This is a genomic window from Klebsiella sp. K5-306 (assembly GCF_051835185.1).
GTDB lineage: Bacteria > Pseudomonadota > Gammaproteobacteria > Enterobacterales > Enterobacteriaceae > Klebsiella > Klebsiella oxytoca.
This window is the reverse complement of the sequence record NZ_JAIFJY010000031.1, coordinates 16,467-40,671: the sequence shown is the minus strand read 5'-3', so window position 1 is coordinate 40,671 and position 24,205 is coordinate 16,467. Positions and strand designations below refer to the sequence as shown.

Sequence of the window (24,205 nt, the reverse complement as noted above, 5' to 3'; positions counted from 1 at the left end):
CGGTAAAGTTCTTTGTCTGTCATAGTCACCAACATAAGATCGCGGTCCTGTGCTGAGCAAAATGAAGGCTTAGCGTACACGACGCGTGTGAATTGTGCTGAGACGACAATAACGCTTTGTGCTGACAATACAGGTGCGCATAACAAAGATTATGTTAAATATTAAAATAAATAACATAAAAATCAATATGTTAAGACGGTAACCAGCTACTTTCCCATTCCAGCAACCAGTCATGGAAGCTTTAGAAACAGAGTCCTCTCATGAGTTTGTGATGCCTTAAATCCATGGTGAGCATAGAAACCTTTGGCTTCTTCAGTAAGCGCATGAACCATTATCGCACGAACCCCAATGTTCTCAGCTACGCGATAACACCGTAGAACTGCATCGTGGAGTAAATCGGCGCCAACCCCTTTTCCGTGCAATGAGACATCTACCGCCAGGCGAGCGAGTATAATCACCGGTATAGGATCTGGCATGTTACGCCGAAGACTACCTGTCGCTTCCGTATGGTTAACGCTACCGGTGGCCAAAGAGTAAAAACCAGCTACTTGCTTCGTACCCGTCTTGCAAACAACGAACGTTCGGGCAGCGCCAAGAGCTTGATTTTTTAAACCTCTCTGTTTTAGCCATTCATCGAGGACTGTCTCTCCACTGACGAACTCAGCCAGCTGATGAGAGCTGGATAACGGCTCGGGCGTGGTTATACGTCCCACTGAGGTTTCCTTGCCAGTAGTTTATTAATGGCGGGCTCATCCTCGACTGGTGCATCGAGCATATCGATGAACTCTGCATACTGTTCGTCGTTAAAATTGAAAACACGGCGATCAAGGATCACATTCTCCGCAGCCTTGCAGGCCATCTCCAGGATAAAGTCGGTTCGCGATTTATGAAGGATCTCTGCAGCAGCATCGATGAGTGCTCTCTGAGACTCTTTAGCTCTTAGGTTGAGTTGAACATCTGATTTCATACACACCTCTCTTGTATAGCAATTGATATACAAGAATAACACAACACGAACGTATAGCAAATGCTATACACTTCAAAGTACCGATAATGCGTTTTATGTTAAATATCATACATTTAATGAAAGATGATGGCTGATCTTCTGCAATAGTCAGCTCATTATCGCTGCAGGCGTGGCTTCATTCTGGATAGATGGAGTCTTTTCTGGCATTAATGCCCTGAAGACGAACACGGTCGTTATCAGGCAAATGGATACCCATCATGCGAAGAATAAAGCCGCGCCACCCCCGGTTAACCTGACCGTTATAGTCATACAGGTCTGCATTTTCTTTTTTAAGCTTTGACCATTCATGCATGAGTGTTAGTGCATCGAGCTCGGTGATGTGCTTCACTTCATCGCCGATACGTACTGTGTTAATGCCTCTTCCCGTCATGATGATCCCCTCCGGCAATATCAGTTTCAGATTAACGCTGTTATGATGATGATTTAACTACACACTAAAGGCAATCTAACGTTTAATCATACCTCTGATAATAAAGAACATCATGGTTAATGAAAACACAATCAGAAGCCAGCCAAAGGGTTTGGCATCAAAAACAGTAGTGATGCAATCATTAGTACAGGTAACCAACTTCGGGGTGACAATAGAAATTCCCCACCCAAAAATAACTACCATAGTGCCTGCTACTGCGGCTAAGAAAAAAGTGGTGAAGAATGCGCATCCGACTACAAGTAACAATCCAATCAGTTCAAATATCATATTCATGATTGCGCTCCAGGTGAGATAACTGCGAACAGACTGATGCTGGCTGTTTTATTTAACATATTTCCAGACGCCTGCAGGAATTTTATCATAAAACTTCCCCATTGCCATTTCCGCCAGCCGGTGATCCACTGCGGCATTAAAGTGCTCAAGTTCGTCATCCGTCAGGGAATATTTATTTTTTTCTATTATCCTTTCCAGAGTTTCCTTAGATGTACAGCGGCGTAGTCTTAAAATCCATTCCTGTTTCGTCATTGGTTTTTTATATCCTGAGGTGTCCCGGTAATTTCATTTTGGAAGAAGATTTCCTTTCAGCCGGTTATGAGTGAACCATTTTGCATATATGATGTAACCTACAAAAGTTAAGAGTGCGGACAGACTATATATCCCTAGAACAGGTACCACGTGATGAAAACGTATCATCTGACCGGATTCATCTGCCAGACTCATTAATACATTGCTGTATATTTCAGTCTGAAAAAACTCGTAGTAAGGTACCATCACTACATGAAGAAAAAATAAATTAAGCAGATACGTCAGAGAAAACGCGTGTTCCTGCCCGTTATAGGGCGCATACTGCGCAAAGGCGAAAATCCAGCCTGTGAAAAGCAGAAAACACATCGTGAAATACACCACCACCCATATCGCTGTTTTCATCACTGCCCCTCAGTTATATAATTTTTCTGTAACGCAAATTTCTTCAGGCGTTATGGCCCGTGCCGTTCTGCTTCAGATAATCACTGATGCTCAGGCCGGACAAGCGAATTTTATCCGAAATCTCCCTGAACTGCTCCTCCCAGCCGTCCTGCAGCTCCCTGATTGCCGCGATCTGGAAAGCAACACTGAAAGGCGTTCTGCCCAGTTTCTCGGAAAGCCAGAAAAGATGCGTACCGATCTCTTCATCCGGGACCGGTTCAAGCGCATCACTCAGTAAGGTTTTTTCGTCTTCCTGCCAGGGATGACCGGCTCGCGGAAAACGCGGATCAGGCTGGCGGTCTTTTTTCTCCCTTTTTTCCCGTCTGGCAACGGTCGGCGCTTCGCCTTTTTTCATGCTGACGCGTGCTTTCATGGCGCCGATGGCCGCCACGGCCCGCACCAGGGTTTCACGCTCCTGGCGCGTGAGCAGGCTGTCCTCACAAATCAGGGTGTTCAGGTTATCGATCAGCGTATTCAGTCCGGGTTCAGTGACTTTCATTTTATGCTCCTGTTCCTTGTGTGGTGGCGATCAGTCCCGGCTCTCATTCACCTGAACGATGACCGGCAGGCCTGCATCAAAACAGGCCTGATACCAGCTGGCCACCTGCAGGGGATCGCCCTCTTTTATCCGGCGTATGCCGCCGGCATCCGTCAGCTGCAGGCAGGTGGTACCGTCCAGACGGATCACGTAGGCCGCTTCCCTGATGGTGTAATGGCCGTCACCCAGCTGCAGCTCCACCGCGTCACCGGCAGCCGTCTGGCGTAACGGCAGACGCCGGACGTCGGTCAGTCGTTGTCGTGCCGTTTCAGCCTCGCGTTCTGCCTGGAAGAGCGGTTCTGCAATGCCGCGACCGGCCTCCGTCAGCTCGACGGCCAGCTGCAGGTTCGGCGCGCGCAGGGTGCGCAGCCAGCCCGCGGCTTCCATGCGCCGGCAGGAGGCGCGCAGGTTCGGTCCGTACACCGGGGCGTCCCCGCCCTGCTCCAGCACCCGCTCGATATCCCGCGTCGCCACCGGCCCCGGACGTTTCGCATCGAGGGCGGCCAGCACAATCAGTACCCGTCGCTGCAGCGGCGACGGCCTGCGGGAGGTTGTTACTGCTGCCATGAACGTTGTTCTGCTGTGGGAGCGCGCAGGAGCATTCCGGTGAGGCGCAGATGGTCCCTGTCGGCGACGTCTTCCGGGGCACGGCCCGCCATCGCCAGGTGGTACCAGAGTTCGATCGCGCTGCGTGCCCGGGCAATCTCCGCATCGGCATCATTGCAGTCCGCACGGTTTGCCCGTTCAAGACACGCGTTAATAAAATCTTCCGTGTCGCCAAGCATGGTTTCATAACTCAGGTGAAAGAATACTTTCTCATCCATCCTGCACGCTCCGTCTGATTATGTGATTAAAGAAGATAAATCATATTATATATGATTTGTTATTCATCATTTAAACATCATATCAGATATTATTATGCGGTTAATGATAAATATCATATCAAGTATGATTTTGTGAGTGTGACTTAATTATCATATCACTTACCGGTTTCCCGCCGCGCAGATCCGATTTCTGGCTAAGTCGGATCTCTGTAACACACATGTATTTTCCCCGGAAAGTAATGGACGTATACCAGCGTGACAGCGTCATCTGACACTTTCACACATTCGATTTTCCGAATATATGGTTGTTTTTTTTGTCTTCGGGCGTATGCTTTACGCAACCGAACAGGAGGAATAATGCCCCTTACAGCCCTTAAGCTTTTCAAAAACCTGTCCGATGAAACCCGTCTGGGTATTGTCCTGCTGCTCAGGGAGCTGGGAGAACTGTGCGTCTGCGATTTCTGCACGGCGCTGGATGAGTCCCAGCCCAAGATCTCCCGTCATCTGGCAATGCTCCGGGAAAGCGGTCTATTGCTGGATCGCAAGCAGGGGAAATGGGTTCATTATCGCTTATCCCCGCATATTCCTTCCTGGGCTGCTCAGGTGATTGAGCAGGCCTGGTTAAGCCAACAGGACGACGTACAGGCCATCGCCCGTAAGCTGGCATCGGCAAACTGCTCTGGTAGCGGTAAGGCTGTTTGCATCTAAAAAATTTGCCTGAACATATGTGTTTTTTCGAATGTATGAGGTATTCAGAATGAAGACGTTAACGGTGTTTGACCCGGCAATGTGCTGCAGTACCGGTGTATGTGGTTCAGATGTCGATCAGGTTCTGGTTGATTTTTCTGCTGATATGCAGTGGCTGAAAGGACGTGGCGTACAGGTTGAACGTTACAACCTGGCGCAGCAGCCCATGAGCTTTGTTCACAATGAGAAAGCGAAAGCCTTCCTCGATGCATCCGGCGCAGAAGGGCTTCCGCTGCTGTTGCTGGACGGCGAAACGGTGATGGCTGGGCGATACCCAAAACGCGCTGAGCTGGCTCGCTGGTTCGGTATTCCGCTGGAGAAGGTAGGGTTAGCTCCCACCAGTTGCTGTGGTGGTAATACTTCCTGTTGCTGAATATGTCAGGAGGACATATGAAATTATTACAGAATATCCCGCCTTACCTGTTTTTTACTGGCAAGGGTGGTGTAGGAAAAACTTCCATTTCCTGCGCGACGGCTATCCACCTTGCCGAACAGGGTAAGCGGGTTTTGCTGGTCAGTACCGACCCGGCCTCCAATGTCGGTCAGGTATTCGATCTGGCTATCGGTAACACGATTCGCCCTGTGACAGCAGTTCCTGGGCTTTCTGCTCTGGAGATTGACCCGCAGGAAGCCGCCCGGCAATATCGGGCCAGAATCGTTGATCCTATCAAAGGTCTTCTGCCTGATGACGTTGTTAACAGTATCAGCGAGCAGCTTTCAGGAGCCTGCACCACTGAGATTGCGGCGTTTGATGAGTTCACCGGCTTATTGACAGACGCTTCCCTGCTGACCCGTTTCGATCACATCATTTTTGATACCGCGCCGACGGGCCACACGATTCGCCTTCTCCAGCTTCCTGGTGCCTGGAGTAGCTTTATTGAAAGCAATCCAGATGGTGCCTCCTGTCTTGGCCCGATGGCCGGGCTGGAAAAGCAGCGTGAGCAGTATGCTCATGCGGTAGAGGCGTTATCCGACCCTGAACGTACCCGCTTGGTTCTGGTTGCACGACTGCAAAATTCTACGCTGCAGGAAGTCGCCCGCACTCATGAGGAACTGGCTGAGATTGGCCTGAAAAATCAATATCTGGTGATTAATGGTGTGCTGCCTGAAGCCGAAGCTGAACATGACGCCCTGGCCGCGGCGATATGGCAACGTGAGCAGGAGGCACTGGCAAATCTTCCTGCCGGTTTATCTGAGCTACCGACAGATACCCTGTTACTCCAGCCAGTCAATATGGTTGGTGTTTCAGCATTGAAGGGACTGCTGGCTACCCGTTCTGAGGCATTACCGCTCCCGGTAACGAACATCCTGTACACGCCTGAAAACTTATCACTCTCTGGCCTGGTCGATGATATCGCTCGCAGTGAACACGGCCTGATTATGCTGATGGGCAAAGGTGGTGTAGGGAAAACCACGATGGCTGCCGCCATCGCCGTCAGGCTGGCCGACATGGGATTTGACGTGCATCTCACGACCTCTGATCCTGCTGCGCACCTGAGTACAACGCTGAACGGCAGCCTCAAAAACCTGCAGGTCAGCCGCATCAACCCTCACGATGAAACCGAACGCTATCGCCAGCATGTTCTTGAGACGAAGGGAAGAGATCTGGACGAAGCAGGGAAACGGTTACTGGAAGAGGATTTACGCTCTCCCTGTACTGAAGAAATTGCCGTGTTTCAGGCCTTCTCCCGTGTGATTCGTGAAGCGGGTAAGCGCTTTGTTGTCATGGATACCGCCCCTACCGGACACACGCTGCTGTTGCTGGATGCGACCGGGGCTTATCACCGAGAGATTGCCAAAAAAATGGGGAGTAAAGGTCATTTTACTACCCCCATGATGCAGCTTCAGGACCCGGATAGAACCAAAGTTCTGCTGGTTACGCTTCCTGAAACCACACCGGTGCTGGAAGCGGCAAACCTGCAGGCTGACCTTGAAAGAGCGGGGATTCATCCGTGGGGCTGGATTATCAATAACAGCCTTTCCATTGCGGATACGCGTTCTCCGTTGCTTTGTCAGCGTGCTCAACAGGAACTGCCTCAGATTGAGGCTGTTAAGAATCAGCATGCTGACCGTATAGCGCTTGTTCCGGTGCTGGCGTCAGAGCCCGCCGGTATTGAAAAGCTCAGAGAGTTGATGAGTTAATTTTTTGACATCTACAGGGCGACAAAGTCGCCCTGTCAGGAGGTTTTATGTTACTGGCAGGCGCTATTTTTGTCCTGACCATTGTTTTGGTTATCTGGCAACCAAAGGGATTAGGGATCGGCTGGAGTGCAATGCTGGGCGCGGGACTGGCTCTGATATCTGGCGTTGTGCATGTGGGCGATATTCCGGTGGTGTGGAATATCGTCTGGAACGCGACGGCGACCTTTATTGCCGTGATTATTATCAGCCTGCTGCTTGATGAGTCCGGCTTTTTCGAATGGGCGGCATTGCATGTTTCGCGCTGGGGTAACGGTCGTGGCCGTTTGCTCTTTACGTATATCGTTCTGCTTGGTGCAGCGGTGGCGGCACTGTTTGCCAACGATGGTGCGGCACTTATTCTGACGCCGATAGTCATCGCCATGCTGCTGGCATTAGGGTTCAGCAAAGGCACGACACTGGCATTCGTCATGGCTGCCGGGTTTATTGCCGATACAGCCAGCCTGCCGCTTATCGTGTCCAACCTGGTTAACATCGTTTCTGCAGACTTCTTTGGACTGGGCTTCACCGAGTATGCGTCGGTAATGGTGCCGGTGGATATTGCAGCCATTGTTGCCACGTTGGTTATGCTGCATTTGTTCTTCCGCAAGGATATCCCACCGACTTACGACCTGGCTCTTCTGAAAGCACCGGCAAAAGCGATTAAAGATCTGGCAACCTTCAGAACCGGCTGGATAGTTTTAATACTTCTGCTGGTTGGGTTCTTTGTCCTTGAGCCGCTTGGTATTCCCGTTAGCGCGATTGCGGCTGTTGGAGCTGTGATCCTGTTTGCAGTAGCTAAACGAGGCCATGCCATTAAAACTGGCAAAGTGCTGCGCGGTGCGCCATGGCAGATCGTCATCTTCTCATTGGGGATGTACCTGGTGGTCTACGGTCTGCGCAACGCCGGGCTAACCGAATACCTTTCAGGTGTGCTGAATGTACTTGCGGATAAAGGACTCTGGGCTGCAACGCTGGGTACTGGCTTCCTGACGGCTTTCCTGTCTTCCATCATGAACAACATGCCTACCGTGCTGGTTGGCGCTCTTTCTATCGATGGAAGCACCGCAACAGGCGTTATCAAAGAAGCGATGATCTACGCCAACGTGATTGGCTGCGATCTGGGACCTAAAATTACACCTATTGGTAGCCTGGCAACGCTGCTCTGGCTGCATGTCCTTTCACAGAAGAATATGACCATCACCTGGGGATACTATTTCCGCACCGGGATCGTCATGACTCTGCCTGTGCTGTTTGTAACGCTGGCAGCGCTGGCGCTACGTCTCTCTTTCACTTTGTAATGAGATACTGATATGAGCAACATCACCATTTATCACAACCCGGCCTGCGGCACGTCGCGTAATACGCTGGAGATGATCCGCAACAGTGGTAATGAACCGACCGTTATTCATTACCTTGAAAATCCACCGTCACGCGATGAGCTGGTCAAACTCATTGCAGATATGGGCATTTCAGTCCGGGCTTTGCTGCGCAAAAACGTCGAGCCTTATGAAGAACTGGGGCTTGAGGAAGATAAGTTTACTGACGATCAGTTAATCGATTTTATGCTTCAGCATCCGATCCTGATTAACCGTCCGATTGTGGTGACACCGTTGGGAACGCGTCTGTGCCGCCCTTCCGAAGTGGTACTGGATATTCTTCCGGATGCGCAAAAAGGCGCATTTGCTAAGGAAGACGGCGAGAAAGTAGTAGATGAGGCAGGGAAACGGCTGAAATAACCGAAAGGGGGCGATGCCCCCTTTCTCCTGCCTCAGCGTCCGGGTACCGGACTGTCCGGCAGCGTACAGCTCCCTTTTCCCAGCTGACGCTGCAGCAACACCGTGTCCAGCCAGCGGCCATGCTTGAAACCGATGTCCTTCAGCGTGCCGATTTCAGTAAATCCGGCGCGAAGATGCAGCGCTACAGACGCGACGTTCGCACTGTCCCCCACAACCGCTATCATCTGGCGGTATCCCTGAGACCGGGCCCATGTTAAGGCATGATCGAGTAAGGCTTTTCCGCCCCCCTGCCGCTGATAAGCCGGATCGATGTACACCGAATTTTCAACCGTAAACCGGTAGGCATGGCGTTCGCGGTAGCGGGAGAGATAACAGTAGCCGATGACCGTCTCCCCCTGCAGGGCGATATACCAGGGAAATCCACGTGACTGAACATTTTTCACCCGGGCAAGCATTTCCTGCGTGTCCGGGGGTTCCGTCTCGAAGCTGCCTGTGCCGTGCAGGACATGATGGGCGTAAATGCGCCGTATGGCGGGAATGTGCTGCTCTTCAGCATTGATAATGTGCATTGTATGACTCCTGTGACGTTGACTGACACACTACCGGAATTCGCGACGGCAGATTAAGCGCTTCATCTTATGACCTGTATAAGGAAATGTTTTAAGTGGAGGTAGGGCGTCGCCCCACCTGTCAGCCCGCCATTTCAGCCAGCAGGTCCACGCCTACCGGGTCGTCCTTCAGCAGTGGCGTCAGGGCAATGCGCTGTGCATAATGCCCGGCAACGTCGTCGATCAGCGGCAGTTCGCGACGGGCACGGGTGACCAGGAACGGGGAGGACGGCTTCGCGGCCGCGAGGCTGTTATTGATGACCCACGCCCAGGGTTCAATCCCGGCCCGGCGTAAGTCCTGCTGCAGCCCGGCCGCTTCCAGTACCGGCGTGGTTTCGGCAAGCGTCACGATAATGACTCTGGTCTTCTCCGGATCCTGCAGCTGCATCATTGGCGTTATCACGTGATCGTGAGCCTGCCCCATCTGGCGCACCATTTCCCGGTGATAGGCCCCGGTTGCATCCAGCAACAGCAGCGTATGCCCGGTGGGCGCAGTGTCTATAATGACAAAATGGTCGTTGGCCTCTTTGATGATCCGGGAGAATGCCTGAAACACGGCAATCTCTTCGGTGCAGGGGGAACGGAGATCTTCCTCCAGTACCGCCAGTCCCTCTTCATCCAGACCTTTTCCCTGATTTTCCAGCACAAAGCGACGATAGCGCTCAGTCTCTGCTTTTGGATCGATACGGCTGACCTGAAGGCCTGGCAGCGAGCCATCCAGGGTGTAAGACAGGTGGCTGCCGGATCGGAGGTGGTCAGGTGGACTTTATGACCGCGTCTGGCCAGCGAGACCGCGACCGCAGCCGCCACCGTGGTTTTCCCCACGCCCCCTTTTCCCATCGTCATGACCAGCCCTTTTCCCGCTCGGCTGAGGTCCTCCACCAGGGAGGCAAGCTCCGGTAAATCGACCGTCGTGAGCGTGGCTCCCGGATCCGGCAGAACAAGTGTGCTCTCTGTAAACAGCGCCCTCAGGGCTTCCAGACCAACCAGATTAAAAGGCTTCAGATACAGCATCGACCGGGGAAGATGCGCGAGGTTTTCAGGCATGGCCCGTAAGGCCCGTTCCTCCCGCGCCAGAATACTGTGCGCCAGCGGATCCTGTTCACCGGCAAAGGGAGGCAGCACGCCATTGATGGCAAGGTGCTGATGCTGCAGACCGATAGCCGACAGCTCCTCGTGGGTATGGGAGACCTCTTTCAGGGTCGACGCCTGTGCGCGGGCAACCAGAACCAGTCGCGTGAGTGCCGTATCAGAGAGGGCTTTCACTGCGTCAGCGTACTGGTCCTGTTGTTTCTCCAGCCCCACCAGAGGGCCGAGGTTCGCCGCAGCATCAGGATGTGCATCGAGGTACCCGCTCCAGGCGCCCGGCAGCTCAAGCATACGGATGGTGTGTCCGGTTGGTGCAGTATCAAAGACGATATGATCATATTTTTCGCGCAGTTCATGACTGGTCAGCAGCGCGGTAAATTCATCAAACGCCGCGATCTCCGTGGTACATGAACCGGAAAGCTGTTCTTCAATGTTGCTGATGACATCGGCAGGCATCAGTTCACGAACAGGATCGAGCACGCGATCGCGGTAAGCCTGCGCGGCCGCCATCGGGTCAACTTCCATTGCCGCAAGGTTTTCCACGGTGCGGATACCAGTGATCCGGTGGCCCACAGTCTGGCTGAAGACCTGACCGACATTGGAGGCCGGATCGGTACTGACCAGAAGCGTTCTCCGGCCCTGGTCAGCCAGCCATACCGCCGTCGCGCAGGCCAGAGAGGTTTTCCCCACGCCGCCTTTGCCGGTGAAGAAGATAAACGGGGGGATATTCTGTAAAAATGGCATCGTCATTGTTGAGCTCCTCCGGGATTAAGGCATACGGGGAATGCTGCAGCAGCGCGGCTGCGTGCTGTCTTCATTCCAGTCCTGCGTGAGGGAAATACCGGCCCAGCGGGCGATATCTTCCCGGGACGGGAGCTTGCCCGCCATCACCAGCTGGCCGTCAAGCAGGGTAGCGGGAAGGGACTCCATTCCTGACGTGTTCAGGAAGGCCCTGATGACGGGCGTATTCAGGAACTGCTGCGGGTTCTTTGCCAAGCTGTAACGCTGAATATTCACACCATGCTTTTTCGCCCATTCGGCGCTGGCGTTCCATTTGACGGCTTCATCGCTGACCACGACGCTGCTGGTCGCACAGCAGCCTGCGGCTTCAAAGATCTCAATTTTTGACATGGACTGTTTACCTCAGTGTTGAATGATGGGGCTTTACACTGAGGTAAACGAGTGAGGCGGGAAAAAGATGCGCGGTTAATCCATTTTTTTATGGCAGCAGACGGAAGACGCATCATCCACTTCCACCTGGCAGAGTTCCGTCATCGTCTTCTTCAGATGTTTCCGGGCGCGAAGCAGGCGCGACTTAAACGCCGTCAGCGTGATCCCCAGCTCGTCGGCCAGGCGCTGCTGGGGACGCCGGTTCAGATCGGCCTCTTCTATCAGCCATCTTTCCTCGTCAGGTAAGGCCTGCAGGGTTTCAGGCAGGCAAATCTCCAGCGTTGAAACCGCCTCATGGAAGGCGTCAGGCAGCGGGATCTCGTCTTCCAGCACCACGACGTCTCTGGCGGCACGGTACTCATCCGTCAGCAGATTCCTCGCCGTCCGGTACAGCCAGGCCCGCGGGTTCTCCATTTCACAGAAGCGGTCTGCACAGGCCCGGGCGCGCAGGAAGACTTCCTGAAGCAGATCGGCTGCCTGCTCCCGATCGCCTGTCCTTGATGCCAGAAAACGGGAGAGCTCTGCTTCATGCTGTTGCCAGAACACGCTCATGCAGTTGTTGAATGCCGTTACATCACTCATACCAGCCCTCAGATTTTGCTCTGATTCACCCGCCGGGAAAGTGCTTCTGCCGACTCTTTACGTTCACTGTAGCGATCGACGAGATACGCTGCATACTCCCGGGTCAGCAGGGTAAACTTCATCAGCTCTTCCATTACATCCACAATACGGTCGTAGTACGGGGATGGTTTCATCCGTCCGTCTTCATCAAACTCCTGCCAGGCTTTCGCTACCGAGGATTGATTAGGTATAGTAATCATTCGCATCCAGCGGCCAAGAATACGCATCTGGTTTACCGCATTGAAAGACTGGGAGCCTCCGCAGACCTGCATGACGGCCAGGGTTTTTCCCTGAGAAGGGCGTACTGCGCCCTCTGATAGTGGTATCCAGTCAATCTGGGCTTTCATAATGCCGGTCATCGCACCATGACGTTCAGGAGAGCACCATACCATCCCTTCAGACCAGCGCACCATTTCGCGAAGTTCCATAACCCTGGGATGCGTATCCGCTGCATCATCCGGCAGAGGGAGACCGGAAGGATTAAAGATGCGGACATCCGCACCCATGGCGGTAAGAAGCCGGGCAGCCTCTTCGGTGGCCAGACGGCTGTAGGACCGCTCTCGAACGGAACCGTACAACATCAGGATCCGGGGAGGATGGTCAACTGTCTTTACACCCAGGCGGACCCCGGTGAGACCTGTATCAAACAGCTCAGGAACAACATTTTTCAGTTCAGCAATCATTTTTTCTCCGGTGGTGACATAAAACCAGGCGGGGCATATTCGTCTGCACAGCACTCTTCTGTCAGAAAGGCAATCAATGCAGCAAGGTTGTCATAACAGGCGTGGCAGAACAGTGTTCTCCCCTGCCTTTCCTGGCGAACCAGTGAGACGGATATCAGCGATGAAAGATGATGACTCAGGGTCGAGGCCGGAATGGCGAGATGTTGCTGCAGTTCCCCCACGGGCAGTCCCTGACGTCCGGCCTTAACGAGTGTTTTGTAAATATCGAGACGAGTGGTGTGGCCAAGTTCTTTCAGCACCATCGCGGCGATTTTCAGCTCCATCCCATTCCTCGTAATTTTATTTCTATATTTCCAGAATAATAGAAATATATAGTGAGCGCAACCACGTCCATAATATGACTCCATCTCCGGGGCCTTACACTTACGCGGCATGGAGAAAACATGATCGGTGTTTATACCTCTCAGAAATGAGGTACGTCACAATATATATGGAAAAATGCATATGAATCCGTCACAGTAGAAACCGATTCCCGCTAAAAATAAAATGACCTTCATCCTTTGCTGACGGGCGCATTATGTCCCGCCGCCGGGAAGCCCAGGCAGGCTCGTTTTCTGACTGCCTATGAATACAGCAAACATACGGTACAGAGAAATGGCAGAGATCATCATTAGAAAAATGCACGAAGAGGACTGGTGTGCAGTCAGGGAAATTTATCAGGAAGGAATTGCAACAGGGAACGCCACCTTTCAGACCGCAGCACCTGAGTGGCTGGAATGGAATGAAGGGCATCTTCAGGACTGCCGCTACGTCGCCACTGTTGATAACAGAGTGGTGGGATGGGCTGCGCTATCTCCTTTTTCCCGCCGGCATGCATACCGCGGTGTCGCAGAGCTGAGCATTTATGTCAGTACTCATTTTCAGGGAAAAGGCGCGGGCAGGGCTTTGCTCTCCGGGCTGATAAAGGGCTCGGAAAGTGCGGGTTTCTGGACGCTACTTGCTGGCATCTTTCCGGAAAACCAGGCCAGTGTTGCTTTACATCGCAGCCAGGGATTCAGGGAAGTCGGCTGCCGGGAAAAAGTGGGTGAAATGAACGGAAAATGGAGAGATGTTCTCATTCTGGAAAGGCGTAGCCGGACAGTGGGTTGCTGAAAAAAAGAATGCCTCTGTTCATCAGAGGCATTCTGTCCTGGAAGGGACTTTATTCCGGTGAGGGTGACTTCAGTTGCGGCATAAACAGCTGGCAGCACGCAACAGCTACAAGCCCGCCAGACAGCGGAGCGGCCCAGTACAGCCACTGATTATCCCAGTATCCCATGGCCAATGCCGGCCCGAAGCTACGGGCCGGGTTCATGCTTGCCCCCGTCAGCGGCCCGCCAATAAAAGCATCAAGAAAAACAGCAATGCTGATAATCGCGGGGTTTCTGGTCGTTAGGATGCTCATAATCAGAATAAAAGTCATGACACCTTCGATGAAAAAGGCATTGTACAGTGATACCCCCATATGGACCCGGGTCACCCCGGCCAGCAGGGAGTGGCCAAAGACAGCCTTCAGGCACAGTGCAGCAGCGCCGGCCCCTAACAACTGAGCCACGATGTAATTCATGGTTGCCCTGAAAGAGCAGGCCCCGATCAGATAAAAAATCAGGCTTACCACGGGGTTAAGGTGTGCTCCGCTGTCAACAACGGGTAAAAAGTGGGTCTTCCGCAACTTAGGTGGACAAAAATTGATGAAACTTTTTAGTTAACAAGGATCTAAGCTGTTTTAAGTTATGTATAACAAAATGGCCTCACTTAAGAGACTTTTACAGCTACCGCGCGGGTGGCAAACCTGCCGACAGATTACTGGTACTGATGGAATAACCCTCCATCTCCGCGCCACACGTAAAACGGCATCATGTCCTGAGTGCCTCACGCACAGTCATTCTGTTCATAGTTGCCGGCGGAGGCGAGTACAGCATCTTCCATGCTCAGGCCAGGCCCTCTGGTTAGTCTTCGCCATCCGGCACTGGTACTGTCGTAACCCTTCCTGTTCACGTAAAATTTTTGCTGAATCGCTTGCTCCCTTTGCAGGCCCGCAGCAGCAGTCTTCTGCATTGCTGAAAAATCTGCAGCATCAGCTGGGGCTTATCGCAGGTGGTGAAGCAGGGAGACGAGCTGCAGTAGCTTCAGGAATACAGATCAGCGCGGATACTTTACTGCGCAGAGTGGTTCAAGCTCCGGAACAAACAGAGAACCGGACCAGGCATGTTGGTATTGACGAGTGGGCATGGCATCGGGGCCACAGGTACGGCACACTGATCGTAAATCTTGATACCCATCGCCCCCTGGTGTTACTGCCAGGCCGGGAGCAACGCACTCTGGCGGCATGGTTCAAAAAATACCCAGAAATACAGGTCGTCTCACGCGATCGTGGGGGGATCTATGCGTTAGCTGCTCGCGATGGTGCACCGCAGGCAATACAGGTGGCCGATCGCTGGCATCTGCTGAAGAATATTGGTGATGCGCTGGAGCGCATGATGTACAGACACATGCCATTGATACGACTGGTGGCCACCGAGTTATCCCCCCAAAAAACAGAATGCTGAAGCGTCTTTGGTGCCAACGTCAACGTTACGTCGCCCTGAACGTATTAAACGAGAGCGACGTGACAAACGGTATCAGCGCTGGGCTGAGGTAGACTCTCTTCATAAAAAGGGTTGTGGGATAAGAGAAATATCGCGTATCACCGGACTGTCCCGGGTGACGGTTCGCCGGTGGATACAGTCAAAAGCGTTCCCTGAAATATCAACTAAGCCACCCAGACCCGGGTTACTTGAACCATGGCAGGAATGGCTGGAAGAACAACGGATAAACGGTAACCATAATGCCGGGCAGCTATGGCGGGAGATGGTAAATGCTGGCTTCACCGGGAGCGAAACGACGGTCAGGGATGCTGTGGCTAAGTGGCGTAAGCAGGTTAACAGTCCCGTTATCGCCCCAGTTCGACTCCCCTCAGCATCCAGAGTAAGCCGCTGGTTAATGCCCTGGCGAATGATCAGAGGAGAAGAAAACTATGCATCCCGCTTCATCGAATCGATGTGCCAGAAAGAACCGCAACTGAAAATGGCGCAACAGCTGTCGCTCGACTTCTATCGAATGTTGAAAACGAAGAATAAATCGCAGTTAAATCAATGGTTCTCTGACGTCAGTCAAAGTGGGCTCATTGACCTTCAGCGTGTTGCGGCCGGTATGGAAGCGGATGCAACAGCAATACACGAAGCGATAAGCAGCAGATGGAGTAATGGCGTTGTGGAAGGCCATGTAAACCGCCTGAAGATGCTGAAACGGCAGATGTACGGTCGAGCTGGCTTCGAGTTACTGCGACGACGAGTCATGAGCCCTCTGGCTTAAACAACTCCACCTAAGTTGCGGAAGACCCAGTTTTGCACCGTTGGTAACAGTATAGCAGCGGTGTTTGACGTTCTGGCCATGCATGACATAGGCACGCATCGCGCGGAGCTGGGAGACAATATCTGCTCGCTGCCGGTGGAACAGCACATGATCTATTTTGTGTCATCACATTCGGTGGTTATGATCATTCGTATTCTCAGCCAGTCTCAGGATACGGCGCGGCATGAACCCTGGATATAGGATATAACCGGGAACGAAAATAATAATTAAAAACAATATGATACTGATATTTTTTTCATGAACTGAATTCTCGCGCAACATAAGTTAAATTTTATTTGATCAGGGCCAATTATGATAATGGTGATGGATGCTTTTGATGACACTTATTAATTACGAAAAAAAACGCTCCCGGCGGGAGCGTAAGCCAGTGACTTCGGCGTCAAATGAGGGTCTGACAAGTGGAGCTGCGGGTTAATTCTGGGTGATCTGGCTGCGATGCTTTTCAGCCTGCTGCTGATGAATCACTGAAGACTGACCATTATTCGCCTTCTCGTGTACAACAGCGGCTTTCTCATGCTCGTTCATTTCGGAAAATGATTTTGCTGTTTCGTTAGAAGCTGCTGGCTTGGATTTCATCATTTTTTTATGCATTTCAGCCATGTCCTGATGGGCAGAAGCGTTGCCGTTTTGCATCATTTCATGGGTCATTGCAGCCTGATCGTGACCGCTCATATCCATCATTGTCATACTGTCTCCCTGAACAGCGCTTTTTTCAGAGGTTGACTGCATCTGATGGGCGGGTGCCTGGGCATTATTTACCTGGTCATGCATGTTCATTGTCTCTGCAGCCATGGCGGATGAAGCGACAGCCATAATGGCAACAAATGATACAAGGATCTTTTTCATGGTTGGGTCTCCGGTGTTTTCATACCCAAACAATCAACGGCTTATAACAGAGAAAGCATTTGATCTCAGGGCTGGTTGATCATCACGCCAGGAACCGGGCGATTGAATTATCACGCTGTCCTGATTTATGGCTGATTATAAAAAACCGCCTCTGTTTATCGCGTGACTGAACGATGACATTTTTGTCACCTTCCGGGTTTCTCCTGAATAACGGTATTAATCCATTAACAGACGCACACTGAACACAATTTCCCGCCCCTGCTGTTCTGCTGACAGCTCGCCGCCGTGAGCATGAATGATCGACCTTGTAATTGATAATCCCAGCCCCGCGCCTTCCGTGTTGTAGAACCTTGATGAGTCTGCGCGATAGAACCGGTCAAACAAACGTTCCAGATTAGCGGGAACCTGGCCGGACATCGTATTCGTAATCATCACGTTCACACAGTCACTGTCACGCTCAATGTGTATCGCTGTACAGGTGTTATCGGGAGAATACTTGATTGCATTGGAAAGCAGGTTACTGAAAGCACGTCGGAGCATATCGCTGTCTCCGGCAACAACGCCCTCTCCTTCAACCGTGATTGTCTTTCCTGTTTCGTCTGCCAGGGGCTCGAACAACTCACGTAATTCATTCAGTTCGGCTGCCAGATCCACATCATGTTTATCCAGCCGCAGCAGACCATGCTCTGAACGTGCCAGAAAAAGCATGTCACTGGTCATTCGTGACAACCTTTTCAGTTCTTCCAGGTTAGCGAATAAAATTTCGCGGTAATGCGAAACATCCCTTTCCTTAGCCAGTGCAAACTGCGTCTGCATCATCAGATTACTGACTGGTGTGCGCAGCTCATGCGCGATGTCAGACGAGAAATCTGACAGTTTCCGGAATGCCCCCTCCAGGCGATCAAACATATTATTGAACTCCTGCATGGTCTCAGAGATTTCCGGCGGAGCCAGATCGGGATTTAGACGCTGATCCAGGCTGTGTACGGTCATGGAGGAAGCCAGACTGGTCATTTCCCGTAGCGGTTTCAGACCAATACGTGTGGTCAGCCAGCCCAGAAAAACAGAAATAAAGACCAGACCGATATTGAACCAGAACAGCCAGGTACTGAGTTTGTCCATAAACAGGGTGTGATACCCAGTATCCGTGGCAACCGTAATGATGACATGTTTGCTTTTACCCTGTTCCGGCGTCACGGCAACCCGCCGCGAGATACTGCGGTACACGGTGTTATTTTCTTCCGTCTGGATCATATAGTCGAGAATATCACCCGACTTATTAAGCAGGACCGCTGGAACAACAGAATTTTTGGCATAGAGTTCAACAATTTTTTCATTTTCCATGTTTTTTATAGAAATGAATAAGCCATTGTGCCCCACCATCGCATCGTTTATTTTTTCTGATAATGACTTAATATCCGTTTTGTTCCTGAACGTCTCTGTTTTAAGAAACTCTTCGGTGAGCTGAAGTTTACCTGTCAGAAAATCGCGGTCCTGATTATCGAAATAGCCATTCAGGGTGCTAATCAGGATAAAACTTGATAACCACCATACCGTAAGCATCACCGCAGAAAAAATCAGGCTCAGGCGTGTGGTCAGGGAAATTTTGAACCTCACTCTTCTCTGATCTCCAGGACATATCCGGCACCGCGAACGGTATGGATCAGTTTTGGCTCAAAGTCATCATCAATTTTACTTCTCAGACGTCTCACGGCGACATCAATCACATTCGTATCACTGTCAAAATTCATGTTCCAGACCAGGGACGAGATAAGACTCCTGGGTAACACTTCTCCGGTGCGTTGCAGCAGCAACTCAAGCAGAACGTATTCTTTACCGGTGAGATGGATCTTCTTCCCCGAACGGATCACGGTCCGGCGCACCATATCAACGGTCATATCGGCGATGGTGCAGACTGTTGCGGCCTGCGAGCGTGCCCGGCGCAGTAGGGTTCTTACACGTGCAACCAGCTCCGTAAAATCAAAGGGCTTAATCAGGTAGTCATCTGCGCCAAGCTCCAGTCCTTTCACTTTGTCCCGCACGTTGTCCTTTGCGGTTAAAAACAGGACCGGTTCTTCGTGCCCGGACTCCCTCAGTGCGCTGATGATTTGCCACCCGTCGAGGAAAGGCAGCATCACGTCCAGTATTATCAAATCATACTGTCCCTTCGACGCGGCCCCGAGACCATCGCGGCCATTATTAAAGAGATCGGCCTGATAGCCTTCCTCAACCAGTCCCTGCTGCAGGTAACGACCTGTTTTTTGTTCGTCTTCAACGATTAAAATACGCTGCATGGTCAACTCGCTGATATGAAAGTAAAAATCTCACGCATGAGCTTTGGCTGTCCCCTAGCTGATCTGAGACGGAGCAAGCATTCCAAGCCACGCTACGGCGCCCAGAATGATAATCGCAACAACGAATTCTGTCAGGATGCTGTTTCGCATCAGGGCAACGCTGCGATCATAATTCCCTTCCCTGACCATAACTTCAAGCCGGGGACCCAGGTGAAACCGGTTTGCTGCAGCCAGAAGAAGCATCAGAACAAACAGAGCCGTCTTGGCAAGCAATATCCTCCCCCAGGAACTGTTGAATAAGGGAGTTAAGTTACCCTCAGCAATATACAGATAGTTGACCAGCGCACTCAGGATCAGGGCTACAACAATCACCGTTCCTGCCGTGGCAAATTTTGCCAGGGAGTCAGATATCACAATGACGCTCTGTGCATTATGCTCGTTTCTGCGCATCAGCAGGATAGCAAATGCAACCAGAGCACCTGTCCAGGCACCTGCAGCGCCGAGATGGGTCAGATCGCTCAGTAAATGGAGATAGTAATGCAGACCGTCATGCATAACGGCGTGTCCTCCCCAGGCAAGTGTAGCCAGCGCCACGCCCCCACTCATCGTCATCAGCAGGCAGGACAATACTCTCTTATTAGTGTAAAGGAACAAAGCACCGAGTGTGGTAAACAGGGCACAGAGTCTGACAATCCAGCTAATACCCACATCAGTTTCTTCTATCACCATCTCGATAACATGGATGGATAATTCTCTGAGGTCAGTTACTCCACTCATGGCATTAGATACCAGGAGCATATTAATGCCAGTAAGAATGATGCCTGTAACAACAGCAAAGGTTATAAACGACCTGAAATTAGTCAGGTTATAGGTTTCATGTCTGACACCGCTTATTCCATATATCTGAAAAAATGGCAATCCAAATATTACCATCAAATCCAGATAAAGAAGAAAACGAATAACAATCATAATCAGGTCGTTCATAATATTACTTCACTGTAAAGGTGTAATTACCGGTAATAGGGTGCGTATCTGAAGAAACCGCGCGCCAGTCAACACGATAAGTGCCAGCGGGTAAAGGCTCTCGCGGAATAATGACCATCGATTTAGGGTCAGCGCCTGGCGCCACTTTTGCCGCGACCGGCATCGGAGAATGTGATGACATGCCTTTCATACCCGTCATCGTTAATTTTGCACCTGAGAATTTCACGGTCAGATTTTCCGAGAAATTAAGCTGAATCTTTTCCGGGGCCGCTACGGCTGAATCAGCCTGTGGCACAGAGCTTTTTAATTCCGGATGGGCCATAGCAGAGAAAGCAACGCCCATAACGAGGCCACCTGTAAGAATGGCTTTATTTAAAATCGACATTTTATTTACCTGTTTAGTTGAGTGTTTTATATCAGTGCGTTAAAACCAGATTCTGGCTCCCGCCAGGAATACTACCTGATGGTCTTTCTCACCTTCTCTTTTCGCCATATCGGATGTTTTCCCGTAAAGTTGATTCCAGGAAACGCCTATATAGGGTGCAAACTCACGGCGTATTTCATAGCGCAGTCGGAGCCCCAGCTCTGTGTCAGTCAGTCCCCTGCCGCGACCCCGCGATTCATCATCCTGACTGTAGAAATTCACCTCATAGGATGGCTGGAGTATGAGCCGGTTAGTCAGTAAAACGTCGTATTCTCCTCCCAGACGAAGGGCTGCTTTTCCGCCATTACTGACAAAACCCGTAATTTCAGACTCAAAATTATAGAGTGCCAGCCCCTGAAAACCGACAGCAGCCCAGGTCCGGGCAGAAGCAGGTCTGAAATCCTGCCTGACACCCGCAACCAAATCCCACCATGGGCCAACCGCATGTCCCCAGAGTAACTGCGCTTCAGCCGCCTCCGTTTCCCCATTGCTTCGTTCACCTTCACTCTTTAGCCAAATCCGATCTGTGTCGCCTCCAATCCAGCTGTTAACACTCCAGCTGAAATTGTTGGTGTTATCCGACCGTTGCCATTCCAGTTGATCCAGCAGAACCAGATAATTAATCGCACTGTCGTGAATCGCATGCCCCTGTAAATTGCCGAATGCAGCCTTCCGGTCGGCATCGGTAACAGGCGGAATTGGCGTTCTGCTCTCAGTTACAATGGGCTCCATTGACGTCATCTCAGTGAAATTCTCATCTGCTGGCATCTGCATGGCAGACATGTCGTGCCCGGCGTGGGGATCTGCAGAGACGGAGCCCGCCGCAATAGAAAGCTGTGAGGTAAACAAACCGGCGACCAGAACAGGTATGGCCTTCAAATTTCTCTTCATTCGCATCATTCCTCCACCCGGACTTCACGAAACATTCCCATTTCCATGTGATAGAGCAAATGGCAGTGATACGCCCAGCGGCCAAGCGCATCTGCTGTCACTCTGTAACTGCGTTTTGTACCAGGGGGAACATCTATTGTGTGTTTACGAACCATGAAATTACCGTTTTCATCTTCCAGATCGCTCCACATACCATGCAGGTGAATGGGGTGAGTCATCATGGTATCGTTGATCAGCGTGATCCTGAGCCGCTCACCGTATTTCAGCAGCACCGGTGCGGCATCTGAAAACTTGATTCCGTTAAATGACCAGGCAAACTTTTCCATGTGGCCGGTTAAATGCAGTTCTATGGTACGGCCAGGTTCACGTCCGTCAGGATCCTCAAAGCGGCTTTTCAAATCCGCGTACGTGAGAACCTTTCTTCCGTTATTTCGAAGACCAATACCCGGATCATTTAATTTCGGAGAGACGCTCATCGCCTGCATATCAACCAGTGGGTTATCCGTTTCTGACGCAGGATGACTTTGCATACCCGGCATTCCGGCCATCCGGGAATGATCCATACCGGCCATGCTGCTGTGATCCATGGGCGCGGAGGATGTCCCGCTATCCGGAAGGTCAGCACCGTCCATAGACATCATCTCTCCGCTGTTATCCATGCCTCCCATCTGGCTGTGGTCCATTCCTGCCATATCATGTCCCATTCCCCCCATACCCATATCTTCCATGGTCAACAGAGGACGGGGATCGAGGGGGGGAACGGCAGCACTTAACCCTTCTCTCGTGGCCAGTGTCCCTCGAGCGTAACCGGTCCTGTCCATGGATTGTGCGAAGATGGTATAGGCCTCACCCTGAGGCTCCACAATGACATCATAGGTTTCGGCAACGGCAATCCTGAATTCGTCAACGGTAACCGGGTTTACATACTGGCCATCTGCAGCCACGACCGTCATTTTCAGCCCGGGGATACGGATATCGAAATAGGTCATTGCCGAGCCGTTGATAAACCGTAAGCGTATCTTTTCACCGGGACGGAACAGTCCGGTCCAGTTTTTCAGCGGGGCCTGCCCGTTCATGAGATAGGTGTAGGTGTAGCCACTGACATCCGCGAGGTCAGTCGGATTCATTTTCATTTCAGCCCACATTTTCCGATCGGCAATGGTGGCTGACAGCCCCCTGGTATTCACGTCGCGGAAAAAAGAGCCAACGGTTGGTTTATTGAAATTGTAGTAATCCGACTGTTTTTTTAATTTTTTCAGCAGGCTGTGAGGATTTTCATCGGTCCAGTCAGACAACATGACCACATGCTCACGATCGTAAGCAAACGGTTCTGGCTCCCTGGCATCGATGATAATGGCACCGTATACCCCCTCCTGTTCCTGCAGACCGGAATGGCTGTGGTACCAGTAAGTCCCGTTCTGCTTAACCTTAAAGGTGTAAACGTAGGTATCATCAGGCTCTATGCCCATAAAACTCAGCCCCGGAACACCATCCATATTGGCCGGAAGAATAATGCCGTGCCAGTGAATGGACGTCTGTTCATTAAGACGGTTTTTGACCTTCAGGGTAATGGTGTCACCTTCTTTCCAGCGAAGAACGGGCCCCGGCAGGCCTCCATTGATTGTTTTGGCCTGACGCTCACTGCCCGTGATATTGACGGCCGTTTCACCAATGGTCAGGTCAAACTGAGTACCCTGCAGGGATGCGGCAACTGGCAGGCTCAGACTGGAACGCGCATTGAAACTCCATACGCCAAGACTTCCGGCTACGCCAGAGAGGGTTAACCCCTTCAGGAAAGTTCGTCGAGACGTTTTCAACAGCATGCGCATTCCCTTATTTAAAGTATGGTTACTGACAGAATTCGAGAACCGATTTAAATTAAATTACTGGTTCATCCACTTACAATGAAATGAATCTAGCACACCTTAAGAAACAAATTCATTACAATCGTGTAATGTACGTGGCTGTATTACATTTACGTCATCTTCTCCACAGGTTGATTTTTTTATATATGATCATAAGGACATCTTTTATGTACCTCAGAAGGTAATTACACATGAATATATTAATCACGACCACTGCGTTTACAGCTTTATTTTGTGGGGCAGCTTTTGCTCAGTCCAGTGATATTGCCCATGAAGCACATCGATTTGTTAATAATGCCTCAGCCGTCAGTCATGTGAACTCCTCGACGCATGAAAACTTACCGGACAGGGTTAATAAAAACAACACGCCCTCATTCTCTGAAATGAATGAACATGAAAGGGCCATTGTTGCTCATTCATTTATGAACAACAGCGCGTCCTATGCGCATCAGAAAATGATTGAGGAACATAAAAAAATGCTGTCCGGCAGTGATGCAAATTCAAAGACCTCGTCTTCTTCTTTTAACGAACTGAATGCCGGAGAAAAAGCCGCTCTCGTGCATGAGCAGGTCAATAATGCCGGTGCGGAAGCACATCAGACGCAGGCAAGAAAGCTTCGCGGGCTGTATTCGACCAGGTAACTGCAGGCGGGTTAGTGCTTAGCGTCAGGTGCGCAGCAGGGCTTTACTGACGGGTTACGTAGCAGGACATGAGCCCCATATTGCTCTGCCGTAACCTGTTTCAGTCCCGTTAATCATCACCGTCGGGCTGGTCATACAGTTCCCAGAGCTTCAGGAGCAAACGGGAAACAAGATATGTTACAAAAAT

General features: G+C 51.2%; 30 protein-coding genes and 2 pseudogenes. 9 read left to right on the top strand and 23 right to left on the bottom strand.

The window, feature by feature from the left end; all coding sequences use genetic code 11:
- Window positions 1-230: 230 nt before the first annotated feature.
- From K2184_RS27860 to K2184_RS27820, 9 genes are all read right to left on the bottom strand, one after another.
- Window positions 231-713 carry a GNAT family N-acetyltransferase gene (locus tag K2184_RS27860; protein ID WP_003026803.1) on the bottom strand — a complete coding sequence of 161 codons (483 nt, stop codon included), beginning with the start codon at window positions 711-713 and terminating at the stop codon, window positions 231-233.
- Window positions 701-967 carry a DUF1778 domain-containing protein gene (locus tag K2184_RS27855; protein WP_003026799.1) on the bottom strand — a complete coding sequence of 89 codons (267 nt, stop codon included), beginning with the start codon at window positions 965-967 and terminating at the stop codon, window positions 701-703. Before K2184_RS27855 ends, K2184_RS27860 begins: the two co-directional genes overlap by 13 nt.
- A gap of 175 nt (window positions 968-1,142) precedes the next feature.
- Complete coding sequence (locus tag K2184_RS27850; protein ID WP_004152108.1) at window positions 1,143-1,397, bottom strand: hypothetical protein; 255 nt, start codon at window positions 1,395-1,397, stop codon at window positions 1,143-1,145.
- Between the two features lie 75 nt (window positions 1,398-1,472).
- On the bottom strand, window positions 1,473-1,730 hold the full coding sequence (locus tag K2184_RS27845; protein WP_004152107.1) for a hypothetical protein: 258 nt from the start codon (window positions 1,728-1,730) through the stop codon (window positions 1,473-1,475).
- 48 nt (window positions 1,731-1,778) lie between these two features.
- Window positions 1,779-1,982: an HHA domain-containing protein gene (locus tag K2184_RS27840; RefSeq protein ID WP_004152106.1), complete on the bottom strand. Its 204-nt coding sequence runs from the start codon at window positions 1,980-1,982 to the stop codon at window positions 1,779-1,781.
- A gap of 33 nt (window positions 1,983-2,015) precedes the next feature.
- The gene (locus K2184_RS27835) at window positions 2,016-2,384 is read right to left on the bottom strand and encodes a hypothetical protein (protein ID WP_004152105.1); all 369 of its coding nucleotides are present in this window, start codon (window positions 2,382-2,384) and stop codon (window positions 2,016-2,018) included.
- Window positions 2,385-2,427: 43 nt separating this feature from the next.
- Window positions 2,428-2,922 carry a DNA-binding protein gene (locus K2184_RS27830; RefSeq protein WP_004152104.1) on the bottom strand — a complete coding sequence of 165 codons (495 nt, stop codon included), beginning with the start codon at window positions 2,920-2,922 and terminating at the stop codon, window positions 2,428-2,430.
- A gap of 30 nt (window positions 2,923-2,952) precedes the next feature.
- Window positions 2,953-3,528, bottom strand: a complete 576-nt coding sequence (locus K2184_RS27825; RefSeq protein ID WP_004152103.1) for a hypothetical protein — start codon at window positions 3,526-3,528, stop codon at window positions 2,953-2,955.
- Window positions 3,516-3,785 carry a hypothetical protein gene (locus K2184_RS27820; protein WP_004152102.1) on the bottom strand — a complete coding sequence of 90 codons (270 nt, stop codon included), beginning with the start codon at window positions 3,783-3,785 and terminating at the stop codon, window positions 3,516-3,518. The genes K2184_RS27825 and K2184_RS27820 overlap by 13 nt, the downstream gene beginning before the upstream one ends.
- A 357-nt stretch (window positions 3,786-4,142) precedes the next feature.
- On the opposite strand from K2184_RS27820, the gene arsR reads away from it, so the two are divergent.
- Genes arsR through arsC form a run of 5 tightly spaced genes read left to right on the top strand, consistent with a single transcriptional unit; the run spans window position 4,143 to window position 8,449 of the window.
- Window positions 4,143-4,493, top strand: a complete 351-nt coding sequence (gene arsR, locus K2184_RS27815) for an As(III)-sensing metalloregulatory transcriptional repressor ArsR (protein WP_004152101.1) — start codon at window positions 4,143-4,145, stop codon at window positions 4,491-4,493.
- A gap of 49 nt (window positions 4,494-4,542) precedes the next feature.
- The gene (gene arsD, locus K2184_RS27810) at window positions 4,543-4,905 is read left to right on the top strand and encodes an arsenite efflux transporter metallochaperone ArsD (protein ID WP_004152100.1); all 363 of its coding nucleotides are present in this window, start codon (window positions 4,543-4,545) and stop codon (window positions 4,903-4,905) included.
- A 17-nt stretch (window positions 4,906-4,922) separates the two neighbouring features.
- Window positions 4,923-6,674 carry an arsenite efflux transporter ATPase subunit ArsA gene (arsA, locus tag K2184_RS27805; RefSeq protein ID WP_004152099.1) on the top strand — a complete coding sequence of 584 codons (1,752 nt, stop codon included), beginning with the start codon at window positions 4,923-4,925 and terminating at the stop codon, window positions 6,672-6,674.
- Between the two features lie 47 nt (window positions 6,675-6,721).
- Window positions 6,722-8,011: an arsenite efflux transporter membrane subunit ArsB gene (arsB, locus tag K2184_RS27800; protein WP_004152098.1), complete on the top strand. Its 1,290-nt coding sequence runs from the start codon at window positions 6,722-6,724 to the stop codon at window positions 8,009-8,011.
- Between the two features lie 12 nt (window positions 8,012-8,023).
- Complete coding sequence (gene arsC / locus K2184_RS27795; RefSeq protein WP_004152097.1) at window positions 8,024-8,449, top strand: glutaredoxin-dependent arsenate reductase; 426 nt, start codon at window positions 8,024-8,026, stop codon at window positions 8,447-8,449.
- A 32-nt stretch (window positions 8,450-8,481) separates the two neighbouring features.
- Here the strand turns inward: arsC and K2184_RS27790 are convergent, their stop codons facing one another.
- The 6 genes and pseudogenes from K2184_RS27790 to K2184_RS27765 form a co-directional block, all read right to left on the bottom strand.
- Window positions 8,482-9,018: a GNAT family N-acetyltransferase gene (locus tag K2184_RS27790; RefSeq protein WP_004152096.1), complete on the bottom strand. Its 537-nt coding sequence runs from the start codon at window positions 9,016-9,018 to the stop codon at window positions 8,482-8,484.
- Window positions 9,019-9,139: 121 nt separating this feature from the next.
- Window positions 9,140-10,896: pseudogene (gene arsA, locus K2184_RS27785) on the bottom strand (arsenical pump-driving ATPase).
- Between the two features lie 18 nt (window positions 10,897-10,914).
- Complete coding sequence (locus K2184_RS27780; RefSeq protein WP_004152095.1) at window positions 10,915-11,277, bottom strand: arsenic metallochaperone ArsD family protein; 363 nt, start codon at window positions 11,275-11,277, stop codon at window positions 10,915-10,917.
- Between the two features lie 75 nt (window positions 11,278-11,352).
- Window positions 11,353-11,898 carry a sigma-70 family RNA polymerase sigma factor gene (locus K2184_RS27775; protein WP_004182005.1) on the bottom strand — a complete coding sequence of 182 codons (546 nt, stop codon included), beginning with the start codon at window positions 11,896-11,898 and terminating at the stop codon, window positions 11,353-11,355.
- An 8-nt stretch (window positions 11,899-11,906) separates the two neighbouring features.
- On the bottom strand, window positions 11,907-12,620 hold the full coding sequence (arsH, locus tag K2184_RS27770; protein ID WP_004182006.1) for an arsenical resistance protein ArsH: 714 nt from the start codon (window positions 12,618-12,620) through the stop codon (window positions 11,907-11,909).
- Window positions 12,617-12,943, bottom strand: a complete 327-nt coding sequence (locus K2184_RS27765) for an ArsR/SmtB family transcription factor (RefSeq protein WP_004152092.1) — start codon at window positions 12,941-12,943, stop codon at window positions 12,617-12,619. The genes arsH and K2184_RS27765 overlap by 4 nt, the downstream gene beginning before the upstream one ends.
- 331 nt (window positions 12,944-13,274) lie before the next feature.
- Here K2184_RS27765 and K2184_RS27760 point away from each other — a divergent pair, with 331 nt between their 5' ends.
- Window positions 13,275-13,772, top strand: coding sequence for a GNAT family N-acetyltransferase (locus tag K2184_RS27760; protein ID WP_004196778.1), 498 nt, complete (start codon window positions 13,275-13,277; stop codon window positions 13,770-13,772).
- Between the two features lie 49 nt (window positions 13,773-13,821).
- On the opposite strand, the gene K2184_RS27755 is transcribed toward K2184_RS27760, so the two are convergent.
- Window positions 13,822-14,331 (bottom strand): aquaporin, encoded by a 510-nt coding sequence (locus K2184_RS27755; protein ID WP_004196769.1) that lies wholly within the window; start codon window positions 14,329-14,331, stop codon window positions 13,822-13,824.
- A 61-nt stretch (window positions 14,332-14,392) separates the two neighbouring features.
- Between K2184_RS27755 and K2184_RS27750 the strand changes: the two are divergent.
- Together K2184_RS27750 and K2184_RS27745 are read left to right on the top strand one after the other, a co-directional pair.
- Window positions 14,393-16,013, top strand: a pseudogene (locus tag K2184_RS27750) (ISL3 family transposase).
- Between the two features lie 60 nt (window positions 16,014-16,073).
- Window positions 16,074-16,253: a type II toxin-antitoxin system RelE/ParE family toxin gene (locus K2184_RS27745; protein ID WP_024623170.1), complete on the top strand. Its 180-nt coding sequence runs from the start codon at window positions 16,074-16,076 to the stop codon at window positions 16,251-16,253.
- 231 nt (window positions 16,254-16,484) lie between these two features.
- Here the strand turns inward: K2184_RS27745 and pcoE are convergent, their stop codons facing one another.
- The 7 genes from pcoE to pcoA all read right to left on the bottom strand — a co-directional run bounded on the left by pcoE (window position 16,485) and on the right by pcoA (window position 23,335).
- Window positions 16,485-16,919 (bottom strand): copper resistance system metallochaperone PcoE, encoded by a 435-nt coding sequence (gene pcoE, locus K2184_RS27740; protein ID WP_004152085.1) that lies wholly within the window; start codon window positions 16,917-16,919, stop codon window positions 16,485-16,487.
- Between the two features lie 216 nt (window positions 16,920-17,135).
- Window positions 17,136-18,536 (bottom strand): copper resistance membrane spanning protein PcoS, encoded by a 1,401-nt coding sequence (gene pcoS, locus K2184_RS27735; protein WP_004152084.1) that lies wholly within the window; start codon window positions 18,534-18,536, stop codon window positions 17,136-17,138.
- Entirely contained in the window at window positions 18,533-19,213 is a 681-nt protein-coding gene (gene pcoR / locus K2184_RS27730) for a copper response regulator transcription factor PcoR (RefSeq protein WP_001188930.1), read from the bottom strand. Before pcoR ends, pcoS begins: the two co-directional genes overlap by 4 nt.
- Before the next feature lie 54 nt (window positions 19,214-19,267).
- A complete protein-coding gene (gene pcoD / locus K2184_RS27725; RefSeq protein WP_080821469.1) occupies window positions 19,268-20,146 on the bottom strand; it encodes a copper resistance inner membrane protein PcoD in 879 nt (292 codons plus the stop codon).
- A gap of 55 nt (window positions 20,147-20,201) precedes the next feature.
- Window positions 20,202-20,582, bottom strand: a complete 381-nt coding sequence (gene pcoC, locus K2184_RS27720) for a copper resistance system metallochaperone PcoC (RefSeq protein WP_000025662.1) — start codon at window positions 20,580-20,582, stop codon at window positions 20,202-20,204.
- A 39-nt stretch (window positions 20,583-20,621) separates the two neighbouring features.
- Window positions 20,622-21,512: a copper resistance outer membrane transporter PcoB gene (pcoB, locus tag K2184_RS27715; protein WP_001378118.1), complete on the bottom strand. Its 891-nt coding sequence runs from the start codon at window positions 21,510-21,512 to the stop codon at window positions 20,622-20,624.
- A gap of 5 nt (window positions 21,513-21,517) precedes the next feature.
- Window positions 21,518-23,335: a multicopper oxidase PcoA gene (gene pcoA / locus K2184_RS27710; protein ID WP_000925242.1), complete on the bottom strand. Its 1,818-nt coding sequence runs from the start codon at window positions 23,333-23,335 to the stop codon at window positions 21,518-21,520.
- A 233-nt stretch (window positions 23,336-23,568) separates the two neighbouring features.
- Here pcoA and K2184_RS27705 point away from each other — a divergent pair, with 233 nt between their 5' ends.
- Complete coding sequence (locus tag K2184_RS27705) at window positions 23,569-24,018, top strand: copper resistance protein (protein ID WP_001023257.1); 450 nt, start codon at window positions 23,569-23,571, stop codon at window positions 24,016-24,018.
- The last annotated feature ends 187 nt before the right edge of the window (window positions 24,019-24,205 follow it).